The 22,786-nt window shown below is 71.5% G+C and carries 23 protein-coding genes; 20 read left to right on the top strand and 3 right to left on the bottom strand.

What is annotated here, in order from left to right; translation table 11 throughout:
- Nucleotides 1–37: 37 nt before the first annotated feature.
- The 4 genes from metK to AC1DU4_RS09820 all read left to right on the top strand — a co-directional run bounded on the left by metK (nt 38) and on the right by AC1DU4_RS09820 (nt 4,524).
- Complete coding sequence (gene metK, locus AC1DU4_RS09835) at nt 38–1,252, top strand: methionine adenosyltransferase (protein WP_477839353.1); 1,215 nt, start codon at nt 38–40, stop codon at nt 1,250–1,252.
- A 176-nt stretch (nt 1,253–1,428) separates the two neighbouring features.
- Nucleotides 1,429–3,393, top strand: coding sequence for a primosomal protein N' (locus AC1DU4_RS09830; protein ID WP_477839425.1), 1,965 nt, complete (start codon nt 1,429–1,431; stop codon nt 3,391–3,393).
- 63 nt (nt 3,394–3,456) lie between these two features.
- Complete coding sequence (locus AC1DU4_RS09825; RefSeq protein WP_477839351.1) at nt 3,457–3,879, top strand: hypothetical protein; 423 nt, start codon at nt 3,457–3,459, stop codon at nt 3,877–3,879.
- A 48-nt stretch (nt 3,880–3,927) separates the two neighbouring features.
- The gene (locus tag AC1DU4_RS09820) at nt 3,928–4,524 is read left to right on the top strand and encodes a nucleotidyltransferase family protein (RefSeq protein WP_477839349.1); all 597 of its coding nucleotides are present in this window, start codon (nt 3,928–3,930) and stop codon (nt 4,522–4,524) included.
- Nucleotides 4,525–4,685: 161 nt separating this feature from the next.
- Here AC1DU4_RS09820 and AC1DU4_RS09815 read toward each other — a convergent pair whose 3' ends face one another.
- Nucleotides 4,686–6,188, bottom strand: coding sequence for an HNH endonuclease signature motif containing protein (locus tag AC1DU4_RS09815; protein ID WP_477839347.1), 1,503 nt, complete (start codon nt 6,186–6,188; stop codon nt 4,686–4,688).
- A 220-nt stretch (nt 6,189–6,408) separates the two neighbouring features.
- On the opposite strand from AC1DU4_RS09815, the gene AC1DU4_RS09810 reads away from it, so the two are divergent.
- Nucleotides 6,409–7,047: a PadR family transcriptional regulator gene (locus AC1DU4_RS09810; protein WP_477839345.1), complete on the top strand. Its 639-nt coding sequence runs from the start codon at nt 6,409–6,411 to the stop codon at nt 7,045–7,047.
- Nucleotides 7,048–7,214: 167 nt separating this feature from the next.
- Entirely contained in the window at nt 7,215–8,204 is a 990-nt protein-coding gene (locus AC1DU4_RS09805; RefSeq protein ID WP_477839423.1) for an esterase/lipase family protein, read from the top strand.
- Between the two features lie 80 nt (nt 8,205–8,284).
- Here AC1DU4_RS09805 and AC1DU4_RS09800 read toward each other — a convergent pair whose 3' ends face one another.
- Nucleotides 8,285–8,491 carry a hypothetical protein gene (locus AC1DU4_RS09800; protein ID WP_477839343.1) on the bottom strand — a complete coding sequence of 69 codons (207 nt, stop codon included), beginning with the start codon at nt 8,489–8,491 and terminating at the stop codon, nt 8,285–8,287.
- Between the two features lie 264 nt (nt 8,492–8,755).
- Between AC1DU4_RS09800 and def the strand changes: the two genes are divergently transcribed.
- Genes def through AC1DU4_RS09785 form a run of 3 tightly spaced genes read left to right on the top strand, consistent with a single transcriptional unit; the run spans nt 8,756 to nt 11,665 of the window.
- Nucleotides 8,756–9,283 carry a peptide deformylase gene (gene def / locus AC1DU4_RS09795; RefSeq protein ID WP_477839341.1) on the top strand — a complete coding sequence of 176 codons (528 nt, stop codon included), beginning with the start codon at nt 8,756–8,758 and terminating at the stop codon, nt 9,281–9,283.
- A gap of 1 nt (nt 9,284) precedes the next feature.
- Nucleotides 9,285–10,223 (top strand): methionyl-tRNA formyltransferase, encoded by a 939-nt coding sequence (fmt, locus tag AC1DU4_RS09790; protein ID WP_477839339.1) that lies wholly within the window; start codon nt 9,285–9,287, stop codon nt 10,221–10,223.
- Nucleotides 10,220–11,665 (top strand): RsmB/NOP family class I SAM-dependent RNA methyltransferase, encoded by a 1,446-nt coding sequence (locus AC1DU4_RS09785; protein WP_477839337.1) that lies wholly within the window; start codon nt 10,220–10,222, stop codon nt 11,663–11,665. Before fmt ends, AC1DU4_RS09785 begins: the two co-directional genes overlap by 4 nt.
- 73 nt (nt 11,666–11,738) lie before the next feature.
- Here the strand turns inward: AC1DU4_RS09785 and AC1DU4_RS09780 are convergent, their stop codons facing one another.
- Entirely contained in the window at nt 11,739–12,386 is a 648-nt protein-coding gene (locus AC1DU4_RS09780; RefSeq protein WP_477839335.1) for a hypothetical protein, read from the bottom strand.
- Between the two features lie 120 nt (nt 12,387–12,506).
- Between AC1DU4_RS09780 and AC1DU4_RS09775 the strand changes: the two genes are divergently transcribed.
- The 11 genes from AC1DU4_RS09775 to whiA all read left to right on the top strand — a co-directional run bounded on the left by AC1DU4_RS09775 (nt 12,507) and on the right by whiA (nt 22,686).
- Nucleotides 12,507–12,863, top strand: a complete 357-nt coding sequence (locus tag AC1DU4_RS09775; protein WP_477839333.1) for an MmcQ/YjbR family DNA-binding protein — start codon at nt 12,507–12,509, stop codon at nt 12,861–12,863.
- An 11-nt stretch (nt 12,864–12,874) separates the two neighbouring features.
- Nucleotides 12,875–13,558: a ribulose-phosphate 3-epimerase gene (gene rpe, locus AC1DU4_RS09770; protein WP_072846931.1), complete on the top strand. Its 684-nt coding sequence runs from the start codon at nt 12,875–12,877 to the stop codon at nt 13,556–13,558.
- A gap of 1 nt (nt 13,559) precedes the next feature.
- Nucleotides 13,560–14,627, top strand: coding sequence for a bifunctional diaminohydroxyphosphoribosylaminopyrimidine deaminase/5-amino-6-(5-phosphoribosylamino)uracil reductase RibD (gene ribD / locus AC1DU4_RS09765; protein WP_477839330.1), 1,068 nt, complete (start codon nt 13,560–13,562; stop codon nt 14,625–14,627).
- Between the two features lies 1 nt (nt 14,628).
- Nucleotides 14,629–15,237 (top strand): riboflavin synthase, encoded by a 609-nt coding sequence (locus AC1DU4_RS09760; RefSeq protein ID WP_072847404.1) that lies wholly within the window; start codon nt 14,629–14,631, stop codon nt 15,235–15,237.
- 99 nt (nt 15,238–15,336) lie between these two features.
- A complete protein-coding gene (locus AC1DU4_RS09755) occupies nt 15,337–16,590 on the top strand; it encodes a bifunctional 3,4-dihydroxy-2-butanone-4-phosphate synthase/GTP cyclohydrolase II (RefSeq protein WP_072847422.1) in 1,254 nt (417 codons plus the stop codon).
- A complete protein-coding gene (ribH, locus tag AC1DU4_RS09750; RefSeq protein WP_477839328.1) occupies nt 16,587–17,084 on the top strand; it encodes a 6,7-dimethyl-8-ribityllumazine synthase in 498 nt (165 codons plus the stop codon). Before AC1DU4_RS09755 ends, ribH begins: the two co-directional genes overlap by 4 nt.
- Nucleotides 17,081–17,548, top strand: coding sequence for a PH domain-containing protein (locus tag AC1DU4_RS09745; protein WP_477839326.1), 468 nt, complete (start codon nt 17,081–17,083; stop codon nt 17,546–17,548). The genes ribH and AC1DU4_RS09745 overlap by 4 nt, the downstream gene beginning before the upstream one ends.
- 102 nt (nt 17,549–17,650) lie before the next feature.
- Entirely contained in the window at nt 17,651–19,780 is a 2,130-nt protein-coding gene (gene uvrC / locus AC1DU4_RS09740) for an excinuclease ABC subunit UvrC (RefSeq protein ID WP_477839324.1), read from the top strand.
- The gene (gene rapZ, locus AC1DU4_RS09735) at nt 19,728–20,693 is read left to right on the top strand and encodes an RNase adapter RapZ (RefSeq protein ID WP_477839322.1); all 966 of its coding nucleotides are present in this window, start codon (nt 19,728–19,730) and stop codon (nt 20,691–20,693) included. The genes uvrC and rapZ overlap by 53 nt, the downstream gene beginning before the upstream one ends.
- Nucleotides 20,690–21,712: a gluconeogenesis factor YvcK family protein gene (locus AC1DU4_RS09730; protein WP_477839320.1), complete on the top strand. Its 1,023-nt coding sequence runs from the start codon at nt 20,690–20,692 to the stop codon at nt 21,710–21,712. Before rapZ ends, AC1DU4_RS09730 begins: the two co-directional genes overlap by 4 nt.
- The gene (gene whiA, locus AC1DU4_RS09725; RefSeq protein WP_072847410.1) at nt 21,703–22,686 is read left to right on the top strand and encodes a DNA-binding protein WhiA; all 984 of its coding nucleotides are present in this window, start codon (nt 21,703–21,705) and stop codon (nt 22,684–22,686) included. Before AC1DU4_RS09730 ends, whiA begins: the two co-directional genes overlap by 10 nt.
- Nucleotides 22,687–22,786: the final 100 nt, after the last annotated feature.

Raw genomic sequence — 22,786 nt, 5'->3', positions numbered from 1 at the left:
TCGGTACACAACAGCAGCGTTGGCGAGAGGGAGATCTGTGAGCAAGTCCGGTAGTCGGCTATTCACCAGCGAGTCCGTGACCGAGGGCCATCCGGACAAGATCTGTGACGCGATCAGCGACTCCATCCTGGATGCGCTGCTCGAGCAGGATCCCCGCAGCCGGGTCGCCGTCGAGACCCTGGTCACCACCGGCCAGGTGCACGTCGCCGGTGAGGTCACCACCACCGCCTACGCCGACATCCCGAAGATCGTTCGCGACGTCGTCCTCGGCATCGGCTACGACTCGTCCGCCAAGGGCTTCGACGGCAACTCCTGTGGCGTGAACATCGCGATCGGCGCGCAGTCGCCCGAGATCGCGCAGGGCGTCGACCACTCGCACGAGGCTCGCGTCGACGGCGTCACCGACGACGAGATCGACCGTCAGGGCGCCGGCGACCAGGGCCTGATGTTCGGCTACGCGTGCACCGACACCCCGGAACTGATGCCGCTGCCGATCGCGCTGGCGCACAGGCTCTCCCGCCGGCTCACCGAGGTCCGCAAGACCGGCGTGYTGCCGTACCTGCGTCCGGACGGCAAGACCCAGGTCACCATCGAATACGACGGCGACAAGGCCGTCCGACTCGACACCGTCGTCGTCTCCACCCAGCACGCCGCTGACATCGACCTGGACAACCTGCTGACCCCCGACGTCCGGGAGAAGGTGCTCGGCTCGGTGCTCGCCGACCTCGGCGACACCGATCTCGACACCTCGAACGTGCGGCTGCTGGTCAACCCGACCGGCAAGTTCGTCCTCGGCGGCCCGATGGGCGACGCCGGCCTGACCGGTCGCAAGATCATCGTCGACACCTACGGCGGCATGGCCCGTCACGGCGGCGGCGCCTTCTCGGGCAAGGACCCGTCGAAGGTCGACCGGTCCGCGGCCTACGCCATGCGCTGGGTTGCCAAGAACGCGATCGCCGCCGGTCTGGCCGAGCGCATCGAGGTGCAGGTTGCCTACGCCATCGGCAAGGCGGCGCCGGTCGGACTGTTCGTCGAGACGTTCGGCACCGAGAAGGTCGACCCGGCTCGCATCCAGACCGCGATCACGGAGATCTTCGACCTGCGTCCCGGCGCGATCATCCGTGACCTGGACCTGCTGCGGCCGATCTACGCGCCGACCGCGGCCTACGGGCACTTCGGTCGCACCGACATCGACCTGCCCTGGGAGCACACGGACCGCGCCGAGAAGCTGCGCGCGGCCGCCGGGCTCTAAATGGCGTCAGCACCGAGCCGCTCACCGATCGTGGTGGGCGGCTCGTCTGCTCTCGGGCGGAGCCTCGGGCCGGGTCGCTGGCGGTGCACCCTGCACCGAGATGTGCGGGTGGTCCCGTGGCGGTGAAGGCCGAGCGCGAGCCCGCGCCGGAACTGCCTGTCGCCCGGGTACTTCCGATGATGCCGCTCGCGCACCTGGACCGGGAGTTCGACTACCGGGTTCCGGCCGAACTCGACGAACAGGCGCAGCCCGGGGTGCGGGTGCGGGTGCGTTTCGCGGGCCGGTTGGTCGACGGGTTCGTCGTCGCCCGCGTCGCGACCAGCGAGCACCCCGGCAAGCTGGGCTGGCTCGACCGGGTGGTCTCGGCCGAGCGGGTCCTGACCCCGGAGGTCTCCGATCTCGTCGACGCCGTCGCCCGCCGGTACGCCGGCACCCGCGCGGACGTGCTGCGGCTGGCGGTGCCGCCGCGGCACGCGCGGGTCGAGGCCGAGCCGGTGCCCGAGCCGGTGACGGCGCCGGAGGTGGTCCCGGATGTCGAGGCGTGGGCCGCCTACGTGCACGGCGAGGCCTTCGTGTCCGCGGTGCAGGCCGGCCGTGGCCCGCGGGCGGCCTGGCAGGCGCTGCCCGGCGAGGACTGGCCGACGAGGCTGGCGGAGCTGGCTGCCGTCGTCGCGGGCGGGGGCAGGTCCGCGGTGCTGGTGGTGCCGGACCAGAAGGACCTGGACCGGGTGGCGGCCGCGTGCGTCGCGCTGGTCGGTGACGACCTGGTGGTGCCGCTGGCGGCGGGACTGGGTCCCGCGATGCGGTATCGGCGCTGGCTGGCCGCCCTGCGAGGCACCGCACGGATTGTGGTCGGTACCCGCAGTTCGGTGTTCGCGCCGGTCCCCGAGCTCGGGTTGATCGCGGTGTGGGACGACGGGGACGACAACCACTCGGAGCCGCGCTCGCCCTACCCGCATGCCCGGGAGGTGGCGTTGCTGCGGGCCTTCGGCACCGGCTGCGCGGTGATCCTGGGCGGTCATGCGCGGACCGCGGAGGCGCAGGCGCTGGTGGACTCCGGGTGGGCGCACGACCTGGTCGCGGGGCGGCCGGAGGTGCGGGCCCGGGCGCCGCACGTGACCGCGCTGGCCGACAGCGACCATGCCTTGGCCCGTGACCCGGGGGCGCGGGCGGCGCGACTGCCCGCGATCGCGTTCGCCGCGGCCCGGGAGGCGTTGACGGCGGGTGCCGGGGTGCTGGTGCAGGTGCCGCGTCGCGGCTACGTCCCGTCGCTGGCCTGCGGGAAGTGCCGGGCGCCCGCCCGGTGCCGCCGCTGCAACGGTCCGTTGTCGCTGCCGTCGGCGGTCGGGCCGGACGGCGCGGGCACGCCAGCCTGCCGGTGGTGCGGTGTCGCCGACGCGAACCATCGGTGCCAGGCCTGCGGGAACCGTTCGCTGCGCGCGGTGGTGGTGGGCGCGGGCCGGACGGCCGAGGAACTGGGGCGCGCGTTCCCCGGAGTGCCCGTACGCACCTCCGGTGGCGGTGAGGTGTCCGCGACGGTGCCTGCCGGTGCCAGCCTGGTGGTCGCGACGGTGGGGGCGGAGCCGGTGATGCCGGGTGGCTACGGCGCCGCGCTGCTGCTCGACGGCTGGGCGCTGCTCGGCCGGGCCGACCTGCGGGCGGAGGAGGAGACGCTGCGACGCTGGATGACGGCGGGCGCGTTGGTGCGCCCGGCGGGTGCCGGCGGCAAGGTGGTGGTGGTCGCCGACGCGGGGCTGCCGACGGTGCAGGCCCTGGTGCGGTGGGATCCGGTGGGGGCGGCGCAGTCTCAGCTCGAGCAGCGGGCGGAGGTCGGCTTCCCGCCCGCGGTGCACCTGGCCGCGGTCGACGGCGGCCGAGCCGCCATCGAGGACCTGCTCGCGGCGGCGGCGCTGCCCGACGGGGTGGAGCCGTTGGGTCCGGTGCCGTTGCCGCCGGGGGAGCGGTTGCCGTTCTCCGGTGACGGACCCGAACCGGTCGAGGTGGAGCGGATGTTGCTGCGGGTGCCGCGGGCCGCGGGCGGTGCGTTGGCGCGTGCGTTGGCGGAGGCGCAGGCGGTGCGGAGTGCGCGGCGGGCCGTGGGTTCGGTTCGGGTGCAGATGGATCCGGTGCGGATCGGCTGACTCGGCGGCCGGTCGGGGAGGTTTCCAGTTCCCCGCACCTCGGCCATCAGTACATTCGAGGCCGTGGAAGAGTCCGTGTCCTACCCCGTGGGCAGGCGCAGCCTGCTGTCGCGGGCAGTCGCGGCGCCAACGGCCTACTGGCTGACCGGTTGCGTACTGGGCTACTACGCGTCTGAACGCATGAGCTGGGTTTCGGGTGAGGCCTACTGGACCAACGCCCTGAAATGGCACAACCTGCCGTTCTTCACGGTGCTCGCGGCGGTCTGCGTCCTCGCCGAGATCCTGTATCGAGCCGGTGACCTGCGAACCCTCCGCTCGATCGCGTTGATCCCGTTCATCGTGATCCAACTCCGGTTCGCGCTGTGGCTGCTGTACTACGCGGGTGCCTGGATCCTGTGGTGCGGGACGTTCAGCGCCATCGCGCTGGGCGTCGCGGCCGCCAAGTTCGCGGGCGACCGATCGTCCACGGACGCCGTGGTGGCGTAGTGGACGGGGACACCACGAATGCGGCCGCTGCCGTGCAAGATTGTCGTCGTGAGCTCACACGCTGACGAGCATCGAATGCTCGAGATCGTGCTCGCCAACCCCGACGTGCGCAGGATCGTCGATCGCGCCGACGAACTCGGTGTTCGAGACTGGTACCTCACCGCTGGCGGGGTGTTTCAGACGGTCTGGAACCACCTGGACGGCCGCGATCTGCGGGCCGGCATCAGGGACTACGACCTCTTCTACTTCGACGCATCGGACCTGGGCTACGACGCCGAGGACCGGATCATCAGGAGAGCCAGGGCACTCTTCTCCGACATCGGCCGGCCCGTCGAGGTGCGCAACGAGGCGCGGGTCCACCTTTGGTACGAGGAGCATTTCGGGGTCCCGGCGGCCCCCTTCGCCAGCACCGAGGATGCGATCGACCACTTCGCATCCACCACCTGCTGTTTCGGGATCACGCAAGCCGCAGACAGCGAGCTCCGGGTGTATGCACCGCACGGGTTCGACGACCTCTTCGGCATGGTGCTGCGGCCCAACCCGGTGTTGGCGCCACGGGAGGTCTACGAGGCGAAGGCAGTTCGGTGGCTGGCGGAGTGGCCACGATTGACGGTGATTCCGTGGCCGGACGACGCTGACGTTTGAGTGGAGCAGGCGCAGAGTCTGGGGTGGCCTCGGGTGCCGGATTGAATGACGTGGAATCTCCGTTGTTGGCCTCCTGGCGCAGCGCCGACCGGTTGCGGCCGAGTGTGTCTCGGCCGCAACCGGTCTGGTTGTGGGTGAGTGTTCGGGTCTGTGCCTGTGGGTCAGGCCCCGTGGATCGCGCGCCGGTTGTGGGCCGGCCGTGGTTTTCGCAACGGGTCCACCCAGGCGGGTGGGGTGAACCAYGGATGGCCGTCGTCGCCGATGGCCACCGCCCAGTGGTTCTTGTGGATGATCGTGTGGTGCTTCTTGCACAGCAGCACCAGGTTCGACAGCGCTGTCGGACCACCCTTGGACCAGTGCCAAATATGGTGGGCGTCGGTCCASGCGGCGGGTCGGCCGCAGCCGGGGAAYGCGCAGCCGCAGTCCCGCGCCACCAATGCTTTCCGCAGTCGCGGGGAGATCATGCGGGTGGTATGGCCGACGTCGAGTGGGTTGCCTTCCTTGTCGACGAAGACCGCGGTGACCTTCGCGTCGCAGGACAGGCGGGCGGCGATGGCCGCGGAGACGGGTCCGGCCCAGGGCATGCTGGCGTGCCGGACGCGGCGGTACCGGCGGGGYGGTCTCGTTCCGGCGGGGCTGGTGCAGCCGGCGTTGCACCGGCAGTCCTTACCGGCGGTGCAGTTCTCGCAGGTCCCGCAGGCGCGGTGGTCAGGTTCCCCGCCGACGGGTCCGGTTGCGTTGCCGGCGTGGTAGGCCCAGCCGTTCTTCGTCCAGGCTCCGGTCGCGGGGGCCGGCGCGGTCGCGGTGACTGCGTCCTTGAGGGCGTCGACGTCGATGGTGACGGTGACGTGCGGTCGTTCCCCACCTTCCATCGGGCCACGAGCGTTGTCGAGGTGGCCGCGGACGATCTGGGTGAATGCGTCGGCATTGCGCTTGGAGGCGGTGCGAGGGTCGCGGATCGGGTTGCCGGCGTCGTCGGTGGTCGGGTGCGGCTTGGACAGCCCGGACAGGGCGGTCTGTAGGGCCTCGCCGGACTCGGCGTCGAAGCTGCCCTTCACGAGCACCCGACCGCCCAGGGTGCTGGAGGCGTGGAATTCGTTGAGCTCGGGATTCTCGGCGTCCGAGGGGAGATCGCTGTCGCGCTCAAAGAAGATCTCCATCTCGCGGGCCCGCTTGCGCAACTGTGCGGGGTCCTCGACGCGGGCGGCGATGAGCAGGTAGGCCTCGCAGTCGTCGGCCCGTCCGCTGTCGGGGTCGGGATGGTCCCAGTCGGTTTCGGCGGGTTCGATGTCGAAGTCGCGGGTGAGTTTCGCGAGGCGGTCCAGGAAGTTGACGATCACCTGGACGTGGGCGAGTTCGATCCGTCCCTCGTTCAGCACGTCGGTTATCCGTGGGTGCAGGGGGAGTTCGCGGGAGAGTCGGACGATCTGCGCGACATGGGCTCGGTGCATCCGGGTGATGCCGGCGAGCCAGGCGGTGGTGTCCGCGGCCCCGGCGTGCTCGGGCAGGCATCTTTGGTCGGCCTCGCGGACGAACCGGACCAGTAGCGCCTCCCGCCTACGCATGTCCTGAACCAGCTCCGGCACCGCCGCCAGAATCTCGGTCTCGTCGAGTCGCCATGCCTCGACCCGGGCGGGGTCGGTGAGCATGGCGTCGAGTTTCATACACCAAATTCTACTCGCACGCGCATTCGATCACAATGATGTTTCGCCTGGTGAACGGCCTGTGTCCTGTGCATGCTTTTGGTAGCTCTGGGCAACCAGAAGTGCGCACAGGTGCCGGGGGCGCCTGAATCGACCTTGCCGTCGATAGATTGTCGATATATCGTCGATAACATGATCGACACGAACCACGTAGTCGAGGTGACAGTCGTAGGAGGCTGACATGGAAGGCATGAACATGAACAGGGAACATCGGCGCGGCAGGCGCCATCCGGGACGCGTGGGGCGCGACCGCCGGCCGGACGGATTCGGCCCGGGATTCGGGCCCGGACCCGGCGGCGGGCCGCGCTTCGGCCGGGGCCGCGGTCGCGGTGGACGGGGTCGGCGCGGCGACGTGCGGGCCGCGATCCTCTTGCTCCTCGCCGAGGGGCCGATGCACGGATACGAACTGATCCAGCGAATCGAGCAGCGCAGCAACGGGATCTGGAAGCCGAGTCCCGGATCGATCTACCCGGCGCTGGCCCAGCTCGAGGACGAGGGTCTCGTACTGATCGAGAAGGTGGCCGGCAGGAAGACCGCGCGGCTCACCGAGGCCGGTGCGACGTACGTCGAGGAGAACAAGACCGACCTCGGCAGCCCTTGGGACGAGGTGAGCGCCGGCGTCGGGCGTGAGACGCAGGACCTGCGAGGACTCGTCGGCCAGTTGATGGGTGCGGTCGGGCAGGTCGCCGCAGTCGGGACCCCCGAGCAGGTGAGCGCGGCCGGGCAGATTCTCGTCGAGGCTCGGCGTTCGCTGTACCGCATGCTCGCCGAGGATCCGTCCACGATGGATGATGCCGACGCTGATTCGACGAAAAGCTAGCCCCCTGATGGTTACAGTGCAGCCCGCAGCGCTCATGATGGAGCTCTGAACCATCGTCGCGAGGGGGCGCCATGCGGGGAACCAACCGTCGAATTGTCGAACGGCAGGCGGCGAGAGAGCGCGCGGTGACCGTGGTCTCGGCTGCGCTGCTGGCCGGATCGCTGCTGATGGCGCCGGCTGCCGGTGCGACCGGGTCGGCGGATCTCGGGTCGGCGGATCTCGGATCTGTGGATCTAGGATCTGCGGGGTCGTCGGTGGCGGCGGAATCGGTGACCGAGGTCCCCGAACTGCCGGGGCCGCCCCAGCCCACCCACGCCGCGGCCACGGTGTACGACGGCAAGCACCCCGGGTCCGCGCCGCCCGGCTCGAACGATTTCGGCTGCGTCCCCACCGCGGCGCACCCGAAACCGGTGATCCTGGCGCACGGCACCGACGCCACCGCCTACTCCGACTGGTCGGCGATCTCGCCGCAGCTGAAGTCCGCCGGGTACTGCGTATTCGCGGTGAATTACGGCGGCAAGCCGGGCGGGGCCCGGTTCGGCACCGAGGACATGTATGTCAGTGCCGGCCAGGTCGCGGACTTCGTGCACCGGGTGCGGACGGCGACCGGCGCCGCGAAGGTGGACCTGGTCGGCTTCTCCCAGGGTGCGACGGTGACCCGCATGTTCGTCAACCAGATGGGCGGCGCCGCGGTGGTCGACCGGTGGGTCGGCGTGGCCTCGCCCAGTTACGGCGGGCAGTTCTACGGAGTCGCGCCGGTTGCGGCCGCGATTCCCGGCGGCACGGCCGTGATCGCCGCGGTGCTGGGCCAGGCGGTCGCGCAGCAGGTGCAGGGATCGGAGTTGCTCACCGCGCTCAATGCGGGCGGCGACACCGTCCCCGGCGTGAGTTACACCACCATCGGCACCCGGTACGACGAGATGATCCAGCCGTACACAAACGTCGAATTGCACGGCGCCGGTGCGCGGAATGTCCTGATTCAGGATTTGTGCCCGCAGAACAAGACCGGGCACATGAACATGGCGTACGACCCGTTCACCATTTCGCTGGTGGTGGGTGCACTCGATCCCGAGCACGCGCCCGAGCCATTGTGTGCACCCGTTCCGCTGGGCACCGGAATGGTCGAGATGATGATCGCCAGCAATTTCGGAGTCTGACGTCCACCCCATCCCCGTCGACGGCGGCACTCGCCGCGTCCGGACTGCCCGGCCGCGGCGAGTGTGCCCACGTGGGAACGCTATTCGGACAGCTTGGCGAACGCCTGTGCCCACAGGAAGAACTTGTTGGTACCCAGGTCCTCGACGGTCTTGATGTTGAACGCCGCCAGCAGGTGCTCCGCATCGGACTCGCTGACGCCCTGCAACGCGGTCACCGGGGCCTTCGCGATTTCCTCGAGGGTCTTGTCTTCCCACGCTTTGATCAGTTTGTTCGCAGTTCCAGCCATGGCAACCTCCAGATGAGTGCGTGACATTTCAGCGTTGCCGTGCGCCGATTTCCGCTGTCGCACGGCTTTCGGGTCGATCAGGGACAGTCAATACCCGCGTCGGCGCCGCGCGAATTCTTTCGCTCGGCGATTCGCCGGGAAATCCTCGAGAGTTTTCCTGGCGCGGGTGGTTCAGCGGTGTGCCGCGACATCCCTAGACTGTCCGTGACATTCGATTCGACGCTGCCGCGGCCGCGGCGACGCCCGAGCAGGGGAGCAGACTCCGTGACCATCCAGCCGGTTCGCCTGTTCGGCGATCCCGTCCTGCGGACCAGGGCGGACGAGGTCGTGAACTTCGACCACGAACTCCGTGTCCTCGTGGCCGACCTGGTCGACACCATGCGCGCCCGCGGCGGCGCCGGCATCGCCGCCCCGCAGATCGGCGTCGGCCTGCGGGTGTTCGCCTACGACTGCGGCGGTGCGTCCGGTCACCTGGTGAACCCCACCTTCGAGGTGGTCGGCGACGAGCAGGTTCTTCGCGAGGAGGGCTGCCTGTCGGTGCCCGGCGTGCGGGCCGAGTGCCTGCGGGCCAAGCGGGTGACCGCCAGCGGTTTCGACATGCACGGCGAGCCCGTGACCTTCGACGCGACCGACATCCTCGCCCGGTGCGTCCAACACGAGACCGACCACCTGGACGGGGTGATGTTCATGCAGCGGCTGGACCCGGCGGCGCGCAAGGCCGCGATGCGGCAGATCCGTGAGTCGCAGTGGTTCGGGCGCCAGACGGTCTCGACGCTCGGCGGTGATCGCTGACATGCGGATCGTCTTCGCAGGCACCCCCGATCCCGCGGTGCCGTCCCTCGCCCGGCTGCTCGCGTCCGAGCGGCACGAGGTGGTCGCGGTGGTCACCCGCCCCGACGCCGTCGCCGGCCGCGGCCGCAAGGTCACCCGGTCGCCGATCGGTCAGCTGGCAGACGAGCACGGCATCGAGGTGCTCACCCCGGCGCGCGCGTCGGATCCCGACTTCCTGGCCCGGCTCACCGAGCTGGCGCCGGACTGCTGCCCCGTCGTCGCCTACGGGGCGCTGCTGCCGCGCCCGGTGCTGGACGTGCCCAAGTACGGCTGGGTGAACCTGCACTTCTCGCTGCTGCCCGCGTGGCGCGGTGCCGCGCCGGTGCAGGCGGCCATCGCCGCGGGTGACGAGATGACCGGCGCGAGCGCGTTCCTGCTCGAGGAGGGCCTCGACACCGGGCCGGTGTTCGGCGTGATGACCGAGCGCATCCGCCCGGACGACACGGCCGGCGTGTTGCTCGGCCGCCTCGCCGACAGCGGCGCCCAGTTGCTCGAGTCGGTGCTCGACGGAATCGAGGACGGCGCGTTGACGCCGGTTCCGCAACCGGCAGAAGGCGTCTCGCACGCGTCCAAGATCACCGTCGAGGCCGCGCGGATCCGCTGGGACCAGCCGGCGCTCGCCGTGGACCGGTTGGTGCGTGCGGTCACGCCCGCACCGGGCGCCTGGACCCAGGTCGGTGACCTGCGGCTGAAGGTCGGCCCGGTCACCCCGGTCGAGGCGACGCTCCTCGACCAGGCGCTGGAACCCGGACAGTTCCTCGTCCGAAAAGACGGCTGCTACGTGGGCACCGCGACCACTCCGGTCCGGCTCAGTCACGTTCAGCCGCAAGGTAAGAAGGCCATGGCGGCCGCCGATTGGGCGCGCGGAGCGCGCCTCGACCCCGAGGTGCGTGCACTGTGACCGAATCCCGTCGACCGGCCCGCGGACAGCGCGGTCAGGGCAAGCAGGGCGGTCCGAACAACCGGCCGCGCCAGGCCCGCCGCCCGGACCCGGCCGCGGCAGCCGTCGACCAGCCGCGGGTTGCCGCGCGCGACGTGCTGCGCGCGGTCCGTGAGCGCGACGCCTACGCCAACCTGGTGCTGCCCGGCCTGCTCCGCGAGCGCAAGCTCGACGCCCGCGACGCCGCTCTCGCCACCGAACTCGCCTACGGCGCGTGCCGTGCGCGCGGGTTGCTCGACGCCGTCATCGCCGAGGGCGCCGGCCGCTCCGTCGACGAGATCGACGGACCGATCCTCGACGTGCTCCGCCTGGGCGCCTACCAGCTGCTGCGCACCCGCATCGCCCCACACGCGGCCGTGGCCACCTCGGTGGACCTGGCGCGTGACGAATTCGGTGGCGGCCGAGCGGGATTCGTCAACGCCGTGCTGCGCCGGGTCGCGGAGCGGTCCGAGGACGAGTGGGTGGCCCGGCTGGCCCCCTCCGCCACCGCCGACCCGGTCGGGCACCTCGCGTTCCGGTACGCGCACCCGACCTGGATCGCACAGGCCTTCGCGGACGCCCTCGGACCCGACGCCGCCGAGCTCGAGGCCGTGCTGGCCGCCGACGACGCCCGGCCCGTCGTGCACCTGGTGGCGCGGCCCGGGGAGATCTCGGCCGAGGAGCTGGCGATGGCGACCGGCGGCGAGGTCGGCACCTACTCGCCGTACGCGGTGTACCTCGACGGCGGTGACCCCGGCCAGCTCGAGGCGGTCCGCGAGGGCCTCGCCGGCGTGCAGGACGAGGGCAGCCAGCTGGTGGCCCGCGCGCTGACCCTGGCCCCGATCTCCGGCACCGACGGCGGACGCTGGCTGGACCTGTGCGCCGGGCCCGGCGGCAAGGCCGCGTTGCTCGGCGCGCTCGCGGACATCGACGGCGCCCGGGTGGACGCCGTCGAGCCCGCCGAACACCGGGCCGACCTGGTGCGCAAGACCACCCGCGGCCTGCCGGTCGACGTGCACGTCGCGGACGGGCGCGAGTCCGGACTGACCCCCGGCTACGACCGGGTGCTCGTCGACGCGCCGTGCACCGGGCTGGGCGCGCTGCGCCGCCGCCCGGAGGCGCGCTGGCGCCGGCAGCCCTCGGACGTGGCGGGTCTGGTGTCGTTGCAGCGCGAGCTGCTGGCCTCGGCCATCGAACTGGTCCGGCCCGGCGGCGTGGTGCTGTACTCCACCTGCTCGCCGCACCTGTCGGAGACGGTGGCCGTGGTCGCCGACGCGGTCCGGCGCTACGGCGTCACCCCGCTCGACACCCGGGAGCTGGTGCCCGGGGTGCCCTCGCTCGGCGACGGTCTCGGGGTGCAGCTGTGGCCGCACCGGCACGGCACCGACGCCATGTTCATGGCCGCGCTGCGTAAGCCGGAGTGACCAGCAAGCCGGAGTGACCAGTGAGCCTGAGTGACCGCCAGGCCCGACTGGCACCCGGATCGCTGCGGGTCGTTCAGGCCTGAGCCGGCGCTACGTCCGTGGGGACGGATCGCCGGCTCAGTGCCGCCGCGGCGAGGAAGCACAGGGCACCGAGGAAGGTGCCCAGGTTCGCCCAGAACAGGCTGACGAGGTCGTCGGTCGCGGGAAGCACGTACGCGCCGACCGCGGAGAAGCCGAAGAAGACCGAGCCGAGCATGTTGAGCCACGTGCCGTGCCACGTGCGAGCGCGCTTGTCCCACAGCGTGTTGCGATCCCTCGTGGCCACCACCGCGAGTCCGCTGGAAACCAGGAAGCAGATCGAGCCGAAGGCGTCGGGACGCCAGCCGTCCGACAGACGGGCCTCGGCGTTCACTGCCGTGATCAGGGCGTCCGTGGTGCTCACATTGAAGAACAGCGTGCCGCCGAACTGGATGGCGGCGGCCCACCAGTCCGCCCGGTCGGCCGGGTTCGTGGACCGTCGGGGCGGGCGCCGGCCGCTGAGGGCGAGCTGGATCAGGGCGGCAAGGGTGAAGAAGATGGCGCCGACGAAGAACGTGAGGTTGGTGAGCACGGGGCCGACCGCCTCGGCGTACGGCGGTACCGCCCCGACGGCGAAGAAGATCGATCCGACGGCGAATCCCCACGCCTCGCGTCGGACGCGGACGATGCGCTCGGGCGTCACCGTTCGAGAGTAGCCGCGGAGTGGTCGGCGCGCGCGCTACCGCGCGAGGCCTACAGATCGAGGATCCGCAGCCACCCGCTTCACCACGCGTCGTGGGACGGGTGGGCGCATGCTGAGTTCATGCACACGTGGGACGACGTCGTCGAGCTCGCCCGGGACCTGCCCGAGGTCGAGGAGAGCACCTGGTATCGCACCCCGGCGCTCAAGGTCGCAGGCAAGGGCTTCGCGAGGTTGCGCAGCGAGGTCGAGGGCGGGCTGGTGGTGATGTGCGGACTCGACGAGAAGGCGGCCCTGCTCGACTCCGGCGACCAGGCGTTCTACACCACCGCGCACTACGACGGCTACGGCGCGATCCTGGTGGACCTCGACCGCGTCGACCGTCGGCAACTGCTCGAACTGCTCACCGACGCGTGGCTGATCAAGGCCCCGGCCCGGCTCCGCCCGAGCCTCGGCGAGCGGCGCGGCGGCACCCACTAAACTTGGCGCCCGTGGCCCACCCGATGATTGCCCCGTCCATCCTGTCCGCCGACTTCGCCCGGCTCGCCGAGGAGGCCGCCGCCGTGGCGGGTTCCGACTGGCTGCACGTCGACGTGATGGATGCGCACTTCGTACCGAACCTCACCCTGGGCCTGCCCGTGGTGCAGTCGCTGCTCAAGGCCACCGACATCCCGCTGGACTGCCACCTGATGATCGACAACCCCGGCCGCTGGGCCCCGCCCTACGCCGAGGCCGGTGCCCACAACGTCACCTTCCACGCCGAGGCCACCGACGACCCGATCGCGGTCGCCCGGGACATCCGCGCGGCCGGTGCCAAGGCCGGGCTGTCCGTCAAGCCGGGCACCCCGATCGAGCCGTACCTGGAGATCCTCAAGGAGTTCGACACGCTGCTCGTGATGAGCGTGGAGCCGGGCTTCGGCGGCCAGTCCTTCATGCCGGAGGTGCTGAGCAAGGCTCGCGCCGTCCGTCGCCTGGTGGACTCGGGCGAGCTGACCCTGGTGGTGGAGATCGACGGCGGCATCAACACCGACACCGTCGAGGCCGCCGCCGAGGCCGGTGTCGACTGCTTCGTCGCCGGTTCCGCGGTGTACGGCGCGGCGGACCCGGCCGCGGCGGTGCGGGCACTGCGCGCCCAGGCCGCCTCCGCGTCGCCGCACCTGACGCTCGTCCAGTAGCGTGCCGGCACCCCACGAGCCCACCGCGGCGGAGGCGGCGGCACTGCTCCTGGCCGTCGACGCGTCCGAGCGGGTGCGGGGCACCACCAGCCCCAACCCGCCGGTCGGTGCGGTGATCCTCGACGCCGACGGCGTCGTCGCCGGGGTCGGCGCGACCGCGCCCGCCGGCGGGCCGCACGCCGAGGTCGCGGCGCTGCGGGCCGCGGGGGAGCGGGCCCGCGGCGGCACCGCGGTGGTGACGCTCGAGCCGTGCAACCACCACGGCCGGACCGGGCCCTGCTCGGCGGCGCTGCTCGCGGCGGGCGTCACCCGGGTGCTGTTCGCCGTGTCGGACCCCAACCCGCAGGCCGCCGGGGGAGCCGACACGCTGCGCGCGGCGGGCGTCGAGGTCATCGCCGGATTCGGCCACGACGACGTCCAATCCGGACCGTTGCGGGCCTGGCTGCACCGCCAGCGCACCGGCCGCGCCCACGTCACCTGGAAGTTTGCCGCCAGTCTCGACGGCCGCAGCGCCGCCGCCGACGGCACCAGCCAGTGGATCACCGGACCGCAGGCGCGGGCCCGGGTGCACGCGCAGCGCGCCAAGCTCGACGCCATCGTCGTCGGCACCGGCACGGTCCTGGCCGACGACCCGTGGCTGACCGCCCGCAACCCCGACGGCACCCTCGCCGCGCACCAGCCGCTGCGGGTGGTCGTCGGGCAGCGGCCGATCCCGGCCGGCGCGAAGGTGCTCGACGACGCCGCGCCCACCCTGGTGCTGCGGACCCGGGACCCGCGTGAGGTGCTGGACGCGCTGGCCGACCGGCCCGACGTCTTGCTCGAGGGCGGACCGCACCTGGCCGGGGCGTTCCTCGCCGCCGGGCTCGTCGACCGGGTCCTCGCGTTCCTCTCACCGGTACTGCTCGGTGCGGGCGCGAGCGCGGTGGAGGATGCTGGGGTCGGCACCATCGGGCAGGCCCTGCGGTTCCACCGGGAGTCGGTCGAGACCGTCGGCGACGACCTGCTGCTCAGCCTGACCCCGAGTTTTCCGTCGTCATCAGAGAAGAACCACACGCAAGGAGCGGACTGAAGTGTTCACCGGGATCGTCGAAGAACTGGGTGAGGTCGTCGCGAAGGAGGACCTGGCCGACGCGGCGCGCTTCACCGTGCGCGGCGCGCTGGTGACCTCCGACGCCGGCCACGGCGACTCGATCGCGGTCAACGGCGTCTGCCTGACCGTGGTCGACATCCTGGACGGTGACTCGTTCACCGCCGACGTGATGGCCGAGACGCTGGACCGCTCCAGCCTCGGCGCGCTGTCCGTCGGCAGCAAGGTCAACCTCGAGCGCGCGGCCGCGCTGAACAGCCGGCTCGGCGGGCACCTGGTGCAGGGCCACGTCGACGCCACCGGCACCGTGGTCAACCGGGCGCCCTCCGAGAACTGGGAGGTGGTGCGCATCTCGCTGCCCGCCTCGATCTCCCGGTACGTGGTGGAGAAGGGCTCGATCACCGTCGACGGCGTGTCGCTGACCGTCTCCTCGCTCGGCGCGGACGCAGACGGCGAGTACTTCGAGATCTCGCTGATCCCCACCACCCTGGAGATGACCACGCTCGGCGCCGCGGTGGTCGGCACCCCGGTGAACCTCGAGGTGGACGTGATCGCCAAGTACGTCGAGCGGTTGCAGACCGCCGGCCGCTAGGCAGGTCGAATTACGGCCGCCACACCCGGTGGTCGTACTGTTGAGGTGCATCGACGGGTGCACACAGGGCTATTCATGACATTGATGGAGCGCAGGCACGTGACCAGGTTCGACAGTATCGAGCGCGCAGTAGCCGATATCGCCGCAGGCAAGGCCGTCGTCGTCGTCGACGACGAGGATCGCGAAAACGAGGGCGACCTCATCTTCGCCGCGGAGAAGGCGACGCCCGAGCTCGTGGCGTTCATGGTGCGGTACACCTCCGGCTATCTCTGTGTGCCGCTGGACGGGGACGACTGCGACCGGCTCGGCCTGCCGCCGATGGTCTCGAGCAACCAGGACAAGCACGGCACCGCCTACACGGTGACGGTCGACGCCAAGGAAGGCATCGGCACCGGCATCTCGGCGTCCGACCGCGCCGCGACCATGCGGCTGCTGGCGGACCCGTCGAGCGGCGCCCACGACTTCACCCGCCCCGGCCACGTGGTGCCGCTGCGCGCCAAGGAGGGCGGCGTGCTGCGCCGCCCCGGCCACACCGAGGCGGCCGTCGACCTGGCCCGGATGGCGGACCTGCGTCCGGCCGGCGTGATCTGCGAGATCGTCAGCCAGAAGGACGAGGGCCACATGGCCCAGACCGACGAGCTGCGGGTGTTCGCGGACGACCACAACCTGGCGATGATCTCGATCGCCGACCTGATCTCCTGGCGTCGCAAGCACGAGAAGCACGTGGTGCGGATCGCCGAGGCGCGGATCCCCACCGCCCACGGCGACTTCCGGGCCGTCGGCTACCAGAGCATCTACGACGAGGTCGAGCACGTCGCCCTGGTCCGCGGCGACCTGGCGGGCCCGGACGGCGACGGCAGCGACGTGCTGGTGCGGGTGCACTCCGAGTGCCTGACCGGCGACGTCTTCGGCTCGCTGCGCTGCGACTGCGGCCCGCAGCTGGACGCCGCGCTCGACATGGTGGCCCAGGAGGGGCGCGGCGTGGTGCTCTACATGCGCGGCCACGAGGGCCGCGGCATCGGCCTGATGCACAAGCTGCAGGCCTACCAGCTGCAGGACGCCGGCTCCGACACGGTGGACGCGAACCTCGAGCTGGGCCTGCCCGCCGACGCCCGTGACTACGGCATCGGCGCGCAGATCCTCGTCGACCTCGGCATCACCTCGATGCGGCTGCTGACCAACAACCCGGCGAAGCGGGTGGGCCTGGACGGCTACGGCCTGCAGATCACCGAGCGGGTGCCGATGCCGCTGCGCGCGAACGCCGAGAACCTGACCTACCTGCGCACCAAGCGGGACCGGATGGGCCACGACCTGGTCGGACTGGACGACTTCGAGACCGGAGGAGCACGGTGAGCGGTGAAGGACTTCCGTCCCTGCAGCTGGGCGCGGCCAAGGACCTCAAGCTGGCCATCGTGGCCGGGTCGTGGCACACCGAGATCTCCGAGGCGCTGATCGCGGGCGCCAAGCGGGTGGCCAAGCAGGCGCAGATCGAGGACGTCACGTTGATCCGGGTGGCAGGCGCCATCGAGCTGCCGGTCGTCGCGCAGGCCCTGGCCCGCACGCACGACGCGGTCGTCGCGCTCGGCGTCGTCATCCGCGGCGGCACCCCGCACTTCGAGTACGTGTGTGACGCCGTCACCGCAGGGCTGACCCGGGTCTCCCTCGACGAGAGCACCCCGGTCGGGAACGGCGTGCTCACCACCGACAACGAGCAGCAGGCCCGGGACCGCTCGGGGCTGCCCGGATCGGTCGAGGACAAGGGCGGGCAGGCGTGCGCGGCCGCGATCGACACCGCGGTCACGCTCAAGCACCTGCGACAGCCGTGGACGGAGGATTCCTTCCGATGAGTGCCTGGGAGATGGAGGTCCGGTCCAGGAAGACCGCCCGTTTCGCGGTCGTGATCGCGGCGGTCTTCGTGCTGGTGTTCGTGGTGCTCGGGGTGCTGCTGCGCGGCTCGCAGACCGGCGTGTACTTCCGCTTCGTCGACCAGTTGTCGATGGCCGGGATCGGTGTGGCCCTGGCCGGTGGAACGCTGATCCTGACGCGGCCGCGGCTGCGGGTCAACGCGGAGGGCGTCGGGGTGCGCAACGCGATCTCCGAACGTTTCGTGGAGTGGGACCTGGTACAGGGGCTCTCGTTCCCCGACGGCGCCGCGTGGGCCCGCATCGACCTGCCCGACGACGAGTACATCCCGGTGCTGGCGATCCAGGCGAACGACCGGGAGCACGCGGTCGACGCGGTCCGCCGGTTCCGGACCCTCGAGGCGAAATACGCGCCGGTGCAGACGAATCAGGGTTCTGCGGGAGCGTAGAGAGGCTCCGTCGGGGGCCTGGGCAGGGTCTTCCACGAGCGTGGACAGCGTCCGCCGGGAGTGACGCCGTGGCCTGTCGGGGCGGACGACTAGCCTGGTGGGGTGTCAGATCCCGCCAGCTACCGCCCCGCCACGGGAACCATCCCGGTGGCGCCCGGCGTGTACAAATTCCGCGATCCGCACGGCCGGGTCGTCTACGTCGGCAAGGCGAAGAGCCTGCGGAGCCGACTGAACTCGTACTTCGCGGACGTCGCGTCGCTGCACCCACGCACCCGGCAGATGGTCACCACCGCCGCCAGCGTCGAGTGGACGGTGGTGACCACCGAGGTCGAGGCGCTGCAGCTCGAGTACAACTGGATCAAGGAGTTCGATCCCCGCTTCAACGTCCGCTACCGGGACGACAAGACCTACCCGGTGCTCGCGGTCACGCTGAACGAGGAGTTCCCGCGGCTGTTCGTCTACCGCGGCCCGCGCCGCAAGGGCGTGCGCTACTTCGGCCCCTACTCGCATGCCTGGGCGATCCGCGAGACGCTGGACCTGCTGCTGCGGGTCTTCCCCGCGCGGACCTGCTCGACGGGGGTGTTCAAGCGGCACAACCAGATCGGCCGGCCGTGCCTGCTCGGCTACATCGACAAGTGCTCTGCGCCGTGCGTCGGGCGGGTCTCCGCGGTCGAGCACCGCGAGATCGTCGAGGACTTCTGCGACTTCCTGGCCGGCCGCACCGACAAGCTGGTCCGGGAGCTCGAACGCCGGATGCAGGAGGCCTCGGACGAGCTGGACTTCGAGTCCGCCGCCCGGCTCCGCGACAACCTCGGCGCGCTGCGCAAGGCGCTGGAGAAGCAGGCGGTGGTGCTCGGCGACGGCACCGACGCCGACGTGGTGGCGTTCGCGGCGGACGAGCTCGAGGCGGCCGTGCAGGTCTTCCACGTGCGCGGCGGCCGGGTCCGCGGTCAGCGCGGCTGGGTGGTGGAACGGACGGGGGACAGCGGCACCGAGGAACTCGTCGAGCAGTTCCTCACCCAGTTCTACGGCGAGCAGGCCGCCCTCACCGACGCCCCGGAGCTGCAGGCGGACAAGGCCACGGTGGTCCCGCGGGAGGTGCTGGTGCCGGTGTTGCCCGGCAACTCCGGGCAGCTGCAGGAGTGGCTGAGCGGGCTGCGCGGGTCCGCGGTCGCGTTGCGGGTGCCGCAGCGCGGCGACAAGAAGGCGCTCGCGGAGACCGTCGAGCGCAACGCGAAGGAGGCCCTGGGCCAGCACAAGCTGCGCCGGGCCGGCGACCTCACGTCGCGGTCGGCGGCGTTGCAGGGCATCCAGGACGCGCTCGACCTGGACCAGGCGCCGCTGCGCATCGAGTGCATCGACATCAGCCACGTCCAGGGCACCGACGTGGTGGCGTCGCTGGTGGTGTTCGAGGACGGCCTGCCGCGCAAGTCCGACTACCGGCACTACTCGATCCGGGAGGCCGCGGGGGACGGGCACTCGGACGACGTCGCGAGCATCGCGGAGGTCACCCGGCGGCGGTTCCTGCGGCACGGTCTCGACACCGGCCGGGCCGAGTCGGGCCCGGTGCCCGCGCCGGGGGACGAGACCGACAACGGCGGGGACACCGCGCCGGAGGCCGCGCTCGACCCGCAGACCGGCCGGCCCCGCCGGTTCGCCTACCCGCCGAACCTGTTCGTGGTCGACGGCGGCGCGCCGCAGGTCGCGGCGGCGGCAGCAGTGCTGGACGAGCTGGGCGTCACCGACGTCGCGGTCGTGGGGCTGGCCAAGCGACTCGAGGAGGTGTGGGTGCCGGGGGAGGAGGATCCGGTGATCCTGCCGCGCACCAGCGAGGCGCTGTACCTGCTGCAGCGGGTCCGGGACGAGGCGCACCGGTTCGCCATCACGTTCCACCGGAGCAAGCGCTCCCGCCGGATGACCGCGTCGGCACTGGACTCGGTTCGCGGGCTCGGCGAGACCCGGCGCACGGCACTGGTCACCCACTTCGGTTCGGTGGCAAAGCTGAAACAGGCCACCGTGGACGAGATCACGGCGGTGCCGGGCATCGGGGTCACCACCGCCCGGGCCGTGCTGGCGGCGCTCGGCGCGGAGCCCGAACCGGACACCGGGACGAGTCGGGCGGCGGACACGGAAGTACTGTCCAGGGTCGAAGCATCGGTCGTCAGCGGCCCGGTGGGGGATGATGGGCCGGGTGCGCAGTCGGGAGCGGCGCTCGACACGTCGAGGGAGTGAGGGGGGGCATCGAGTGGACATTCAGACCGACGACGTCGACCCGGGCATCGAGGTGGCGCTCGTCACCGGGCTCTCGGGCGCGGGCCGGAGCACAGCGGCCAAGGTGTTCGAGGACCTCGGCTGGTACGTGGCGGACAACCTGCCGCCCGAATTGCTCTCCAGGATGGTCGATCTGGGGCTCGAGCCGGCATCGAGGATCCGGAAGCTCGCCGTCGTGATCGACGTGCGCAGCCGGCTGTTCACCGGTGACCTGGTCTCGGTGATCGGCGAGGTCGCGCCGAAGACCACACGGACCCGGGTGCTGTACCTCGACGCCGCGGATCCGGTGCTGGTGCGACGATTCGGGCAGGTTCGCCGCAGCCACCCGCTGCAGGCCGAGAGCATCGACGGCACGCTGATGGAGGGCATCGCGGCCGAGCGGTCCCAGCTCGAGCCGGTGAAGGCGGTCGCGGACCTGGTGATCGACACCTCGCAGCTGCTGGCCCAGGAGTTGCGGCAGAAGATCGAGGCCGCCTTCGGTGGCGGCGACGTCGACACCATCGCGGTGACGGTGCAGTCCTTCGGCTTCAAGTACGGCCTGCCGATGGATGCCGACCTGGTGTGCGACGTCCGGTTCCTGCCGAACCCGCACTGGGTCCCCGAACTTCGCGAGCACACCGGCCGAGACGCCGCTGTCCGGGACTTCGTCCTCGGCCAGGACAGCGCCGAGGACTACCTCGAGACCTATCGGCACGTGGTGGAGTTGACAACCAACGGATACCGTCGGGAAGGCAAGCGGTACATGACGATTGCGGTGGGATGCACCGGTGGGAAGCACCGGAGCGTCGCAATGACCGAGGCATTGGCGGCGCGGCTCGGGCGGGACAGTTCTGTCACCGTCTCCGTGGTGCACCGGGACCTGGGGCGCGAATGACGGGCGAGGCGATCGTGTCGGGCCCCGTGGTCACCGCCCTCGGCGGCGGGCACGGGTTGTTCGCCACCCTGCGCGCCGCGCGCCGGCTCAGCACCGACGTGACCGCGGTGGTCACCGTCGCCGACGACGGCGGGTCCTCCGGCCGGCTGCGGTCGGAACTCGGGGTGATCCCGCCCGGCGACCTTCGGATGGCGCTGGCGGCCCTCGCCGCCGACGAACCCGACGTGCGAACCTGGACGGAGACGCTGCAGCACCGGTTCGGCGGCACCGGCGCGCTGGCCGGTCACTCGGTCGGCAACCTGATCCTCGCGGGCCTCACGGAGGTGCTGGGGGACACCGTGTCCGCGCTGGACGAGATGTCGCGGGTGCTGCGGATCCAGGGCCGGGTACTGCCGATGTCGCCGATCCCGCTCGCGATCGAGGCCGATGTCGGTGGACTCGAGTCGGACCCGCGGGTGAGCCGGTGCATCCGCGGCCAGGTCGCGGTGGCCACCACGCCGGGCAAGGTCCGACGGGTCCGGCTGCTGCCGTCCGACCCGCCGGCGTGCCCGGACGCCCTGGACGCCATCGAGCGGTCCGACCTGGTGCTGCTCGGGCCCGGGTCCTGGTTCTCCAGCGTGATCCCGCACGTCCTGGTGCCGGAGCAGTTGCAGGCGTTGATCCAGTCCCGCGCCCGCAAGGCGTTGATCCTGAACCTGGCGGCCGAGCCCGGCGAGACCGCCGGCTTCTCCGCTGAGCGTCACCTGCACGTGCTCTCCCAGCATGCGCCGGAACTCACCGTCGACGACGTGATCGTCGACTCGAGTTCGGTGCCGGATGGCAGCGAACGCGAGCACCTGTGCCGCGCCGCCCGGCGCCTCGGCGCCGCGGTGACCTACGCGGACGTCGCCGAGCCCGGCACCGCCACCCATCACGCGGGCAAGCTCGCCGCCGCGCTCGACAGCCTGCTGGCGGTCGGAGCCGGCGAGCGCTCCGCACTTCACTCAACCCCCGGAAGGGAGTCCACTTCGTGGCAATGACAGCGGAGGTCAAGGACGAGCTGAGCAGGCTCGCTGTGACCCAGGTCTCGGCCCGCAAGGCAGAGGTCTCGTCGCTGCTCCGATTCGCGGGCGGGCTGCACATCGTGGCCGGCCGGGTCGTCGTCGAGGCGGAGGTGGACCTGGGCAACACCGCGCGGCGGCTGCGCCGGGAGATCTTCGAGCTGTACGGCTACGGGGCAGACGTCCACGTGCTCGGCGCCGGCGGGCTCCGCAAGACCTCCCGGTACATCGTCCGGGTGGCAAAGGAGGGCGAGGCGCTGGCGCGCCAGACCGGGCTGCTGGACCTGCGCGGTCGTCCGGTGCGCGGACTGCCGGCCCAGGTGGTCGGCGGCAGCCTCGCCGACTCGGAGGCGGCATGGCGCGGGGCCTTCCTGGCACACGGTTCCCTGACGGAGCCGGGCCGCTCCTCGTCGCTCGAGGTGAGCTGCCCCGGGCCGGAGGCGGCGCTGGCCCTGGTGGGCGCGGCTCGTCGACTCGGGGTGGCGGCGAAGGCCCGTGAGGTGCGGGGCGCGGACCGGGTGGTGGTGCGGGACGGCGAGGCCATCGGCGCGCTGCTGACCCTGATGGGCGCCCAGGACACGCGGTTGACCTGGGAGGAGCGCCGGATGCGCCGGGAGGTGCGGGCGACCGCGAACCGGCTGGCGAACTTCGACGACGCGAACCTGCGGCGCTCGGCGCGGGCCGCGGTGGCCGCGGCCGCCCGGGTGGAGCGGGCGCTGGACATCCTCGGTGAGGACGTGCCGGACCACCTCGCGGCCGCGGGCAGCCTGCGGGTCGAGCACCGGCAGGCGTCACTGGAGGAGCTCGGCCAGCTGGCCGACCCGCCGATGACGAAGGACGCGGTGGCGGGCCGGATCCGGCGGCTGCTGTCGATGGCGGACCGCAAGGCCCGCGAGACCGGCATCCCGGACACGGAGTCCGTGGTCACGTCCGACCTGCTGGACGAGGCGTAGCGCAGCGGCAGCCGAGCATCTGCACCGAGGCGTAGCGCAGCGGCAGCCGAGCATCGGTACCGAGGCGTAGCGCAGCGGCAGCCGAGCATCGGTACCGAGG

This window comes from Rhodococcus sp. P4_F5, from assembly GCF_056401315.1.
This window is presented reverse-complemented; position numbering and strand designations above follow the sequence as displayed.

What these genes read in the sequence shown, in the direction of transcription:
- AC1DU4_RS09800 (WP_477839343.1), bottom strand. Translation starts at nt 8,491, where the DNA reads ATGGCTGGAACTGCGAACAAACTGATCAAAGCGTGGGAAGACAAGACC.
- rapZ (WP_477839322.1), top strand. Translation starts at nt 19,728, where the DNA reads ATGATGGGCCGGGTGCGCAGTCGGGAGCGGCGCTCGACACGTCGAGGG.
- AC1DU4_RS09745 (WP_477839326.1), top strand. Translation starts at nt 17,081, where the DNA reads ATGAGTGCCTGGGAGATGGAGGTCCGGTCCAGGAAGACCGCCCGTTTC.
- AC1DU4_RS09775 (WP_477839333.1), top strand. Translation starts at nt 12,507, where the DNA reads ATGCACACGTGGGACGACGTCGTCGAGCTCGCCCGGGACCTGCCCGAG.
- AC1DU4_RS09830 (WP_477839425.1), top strand. Translation starts at nt 1,429, where the DNA reads ATGATGCCGCTCGCGCACCTGGACCGGGAGTTCGACTACCGGGTTCCG.
- AC1DU4_RS09810 (WP_477839345.1), top strand. Translation starts at nt 6,409, where the DNA reads ATGGAAGGCATGAACATGAACAGGGAACATCGGCGCGGCAGGCGCCAT.
- AC1DU4_RS09805 (WP_477839423.1), top strand. Translation starts at nt 7,215, where the DNA reads ATGGCGCCGGCTGCCGGTGCGACCGGGTCGGCGGATCTCGGGTCGGCG.
- AC1DU4_RS09730 (WP_477839320.1), top strand. Translation starts at nt 20,690, where the DNA reads ATGACGGGCGAGGCGATCGTGTCGGGCCCCGTGGTCACCGCCCTCGGC.
- fmt (WP_477839339.1), top strand. Translation starts at nt 9,285, where the DNA reads ATGCGGATCGTCTTCGCAGGCACCCCCGATCCCGCGGTGCCGTCCCTC.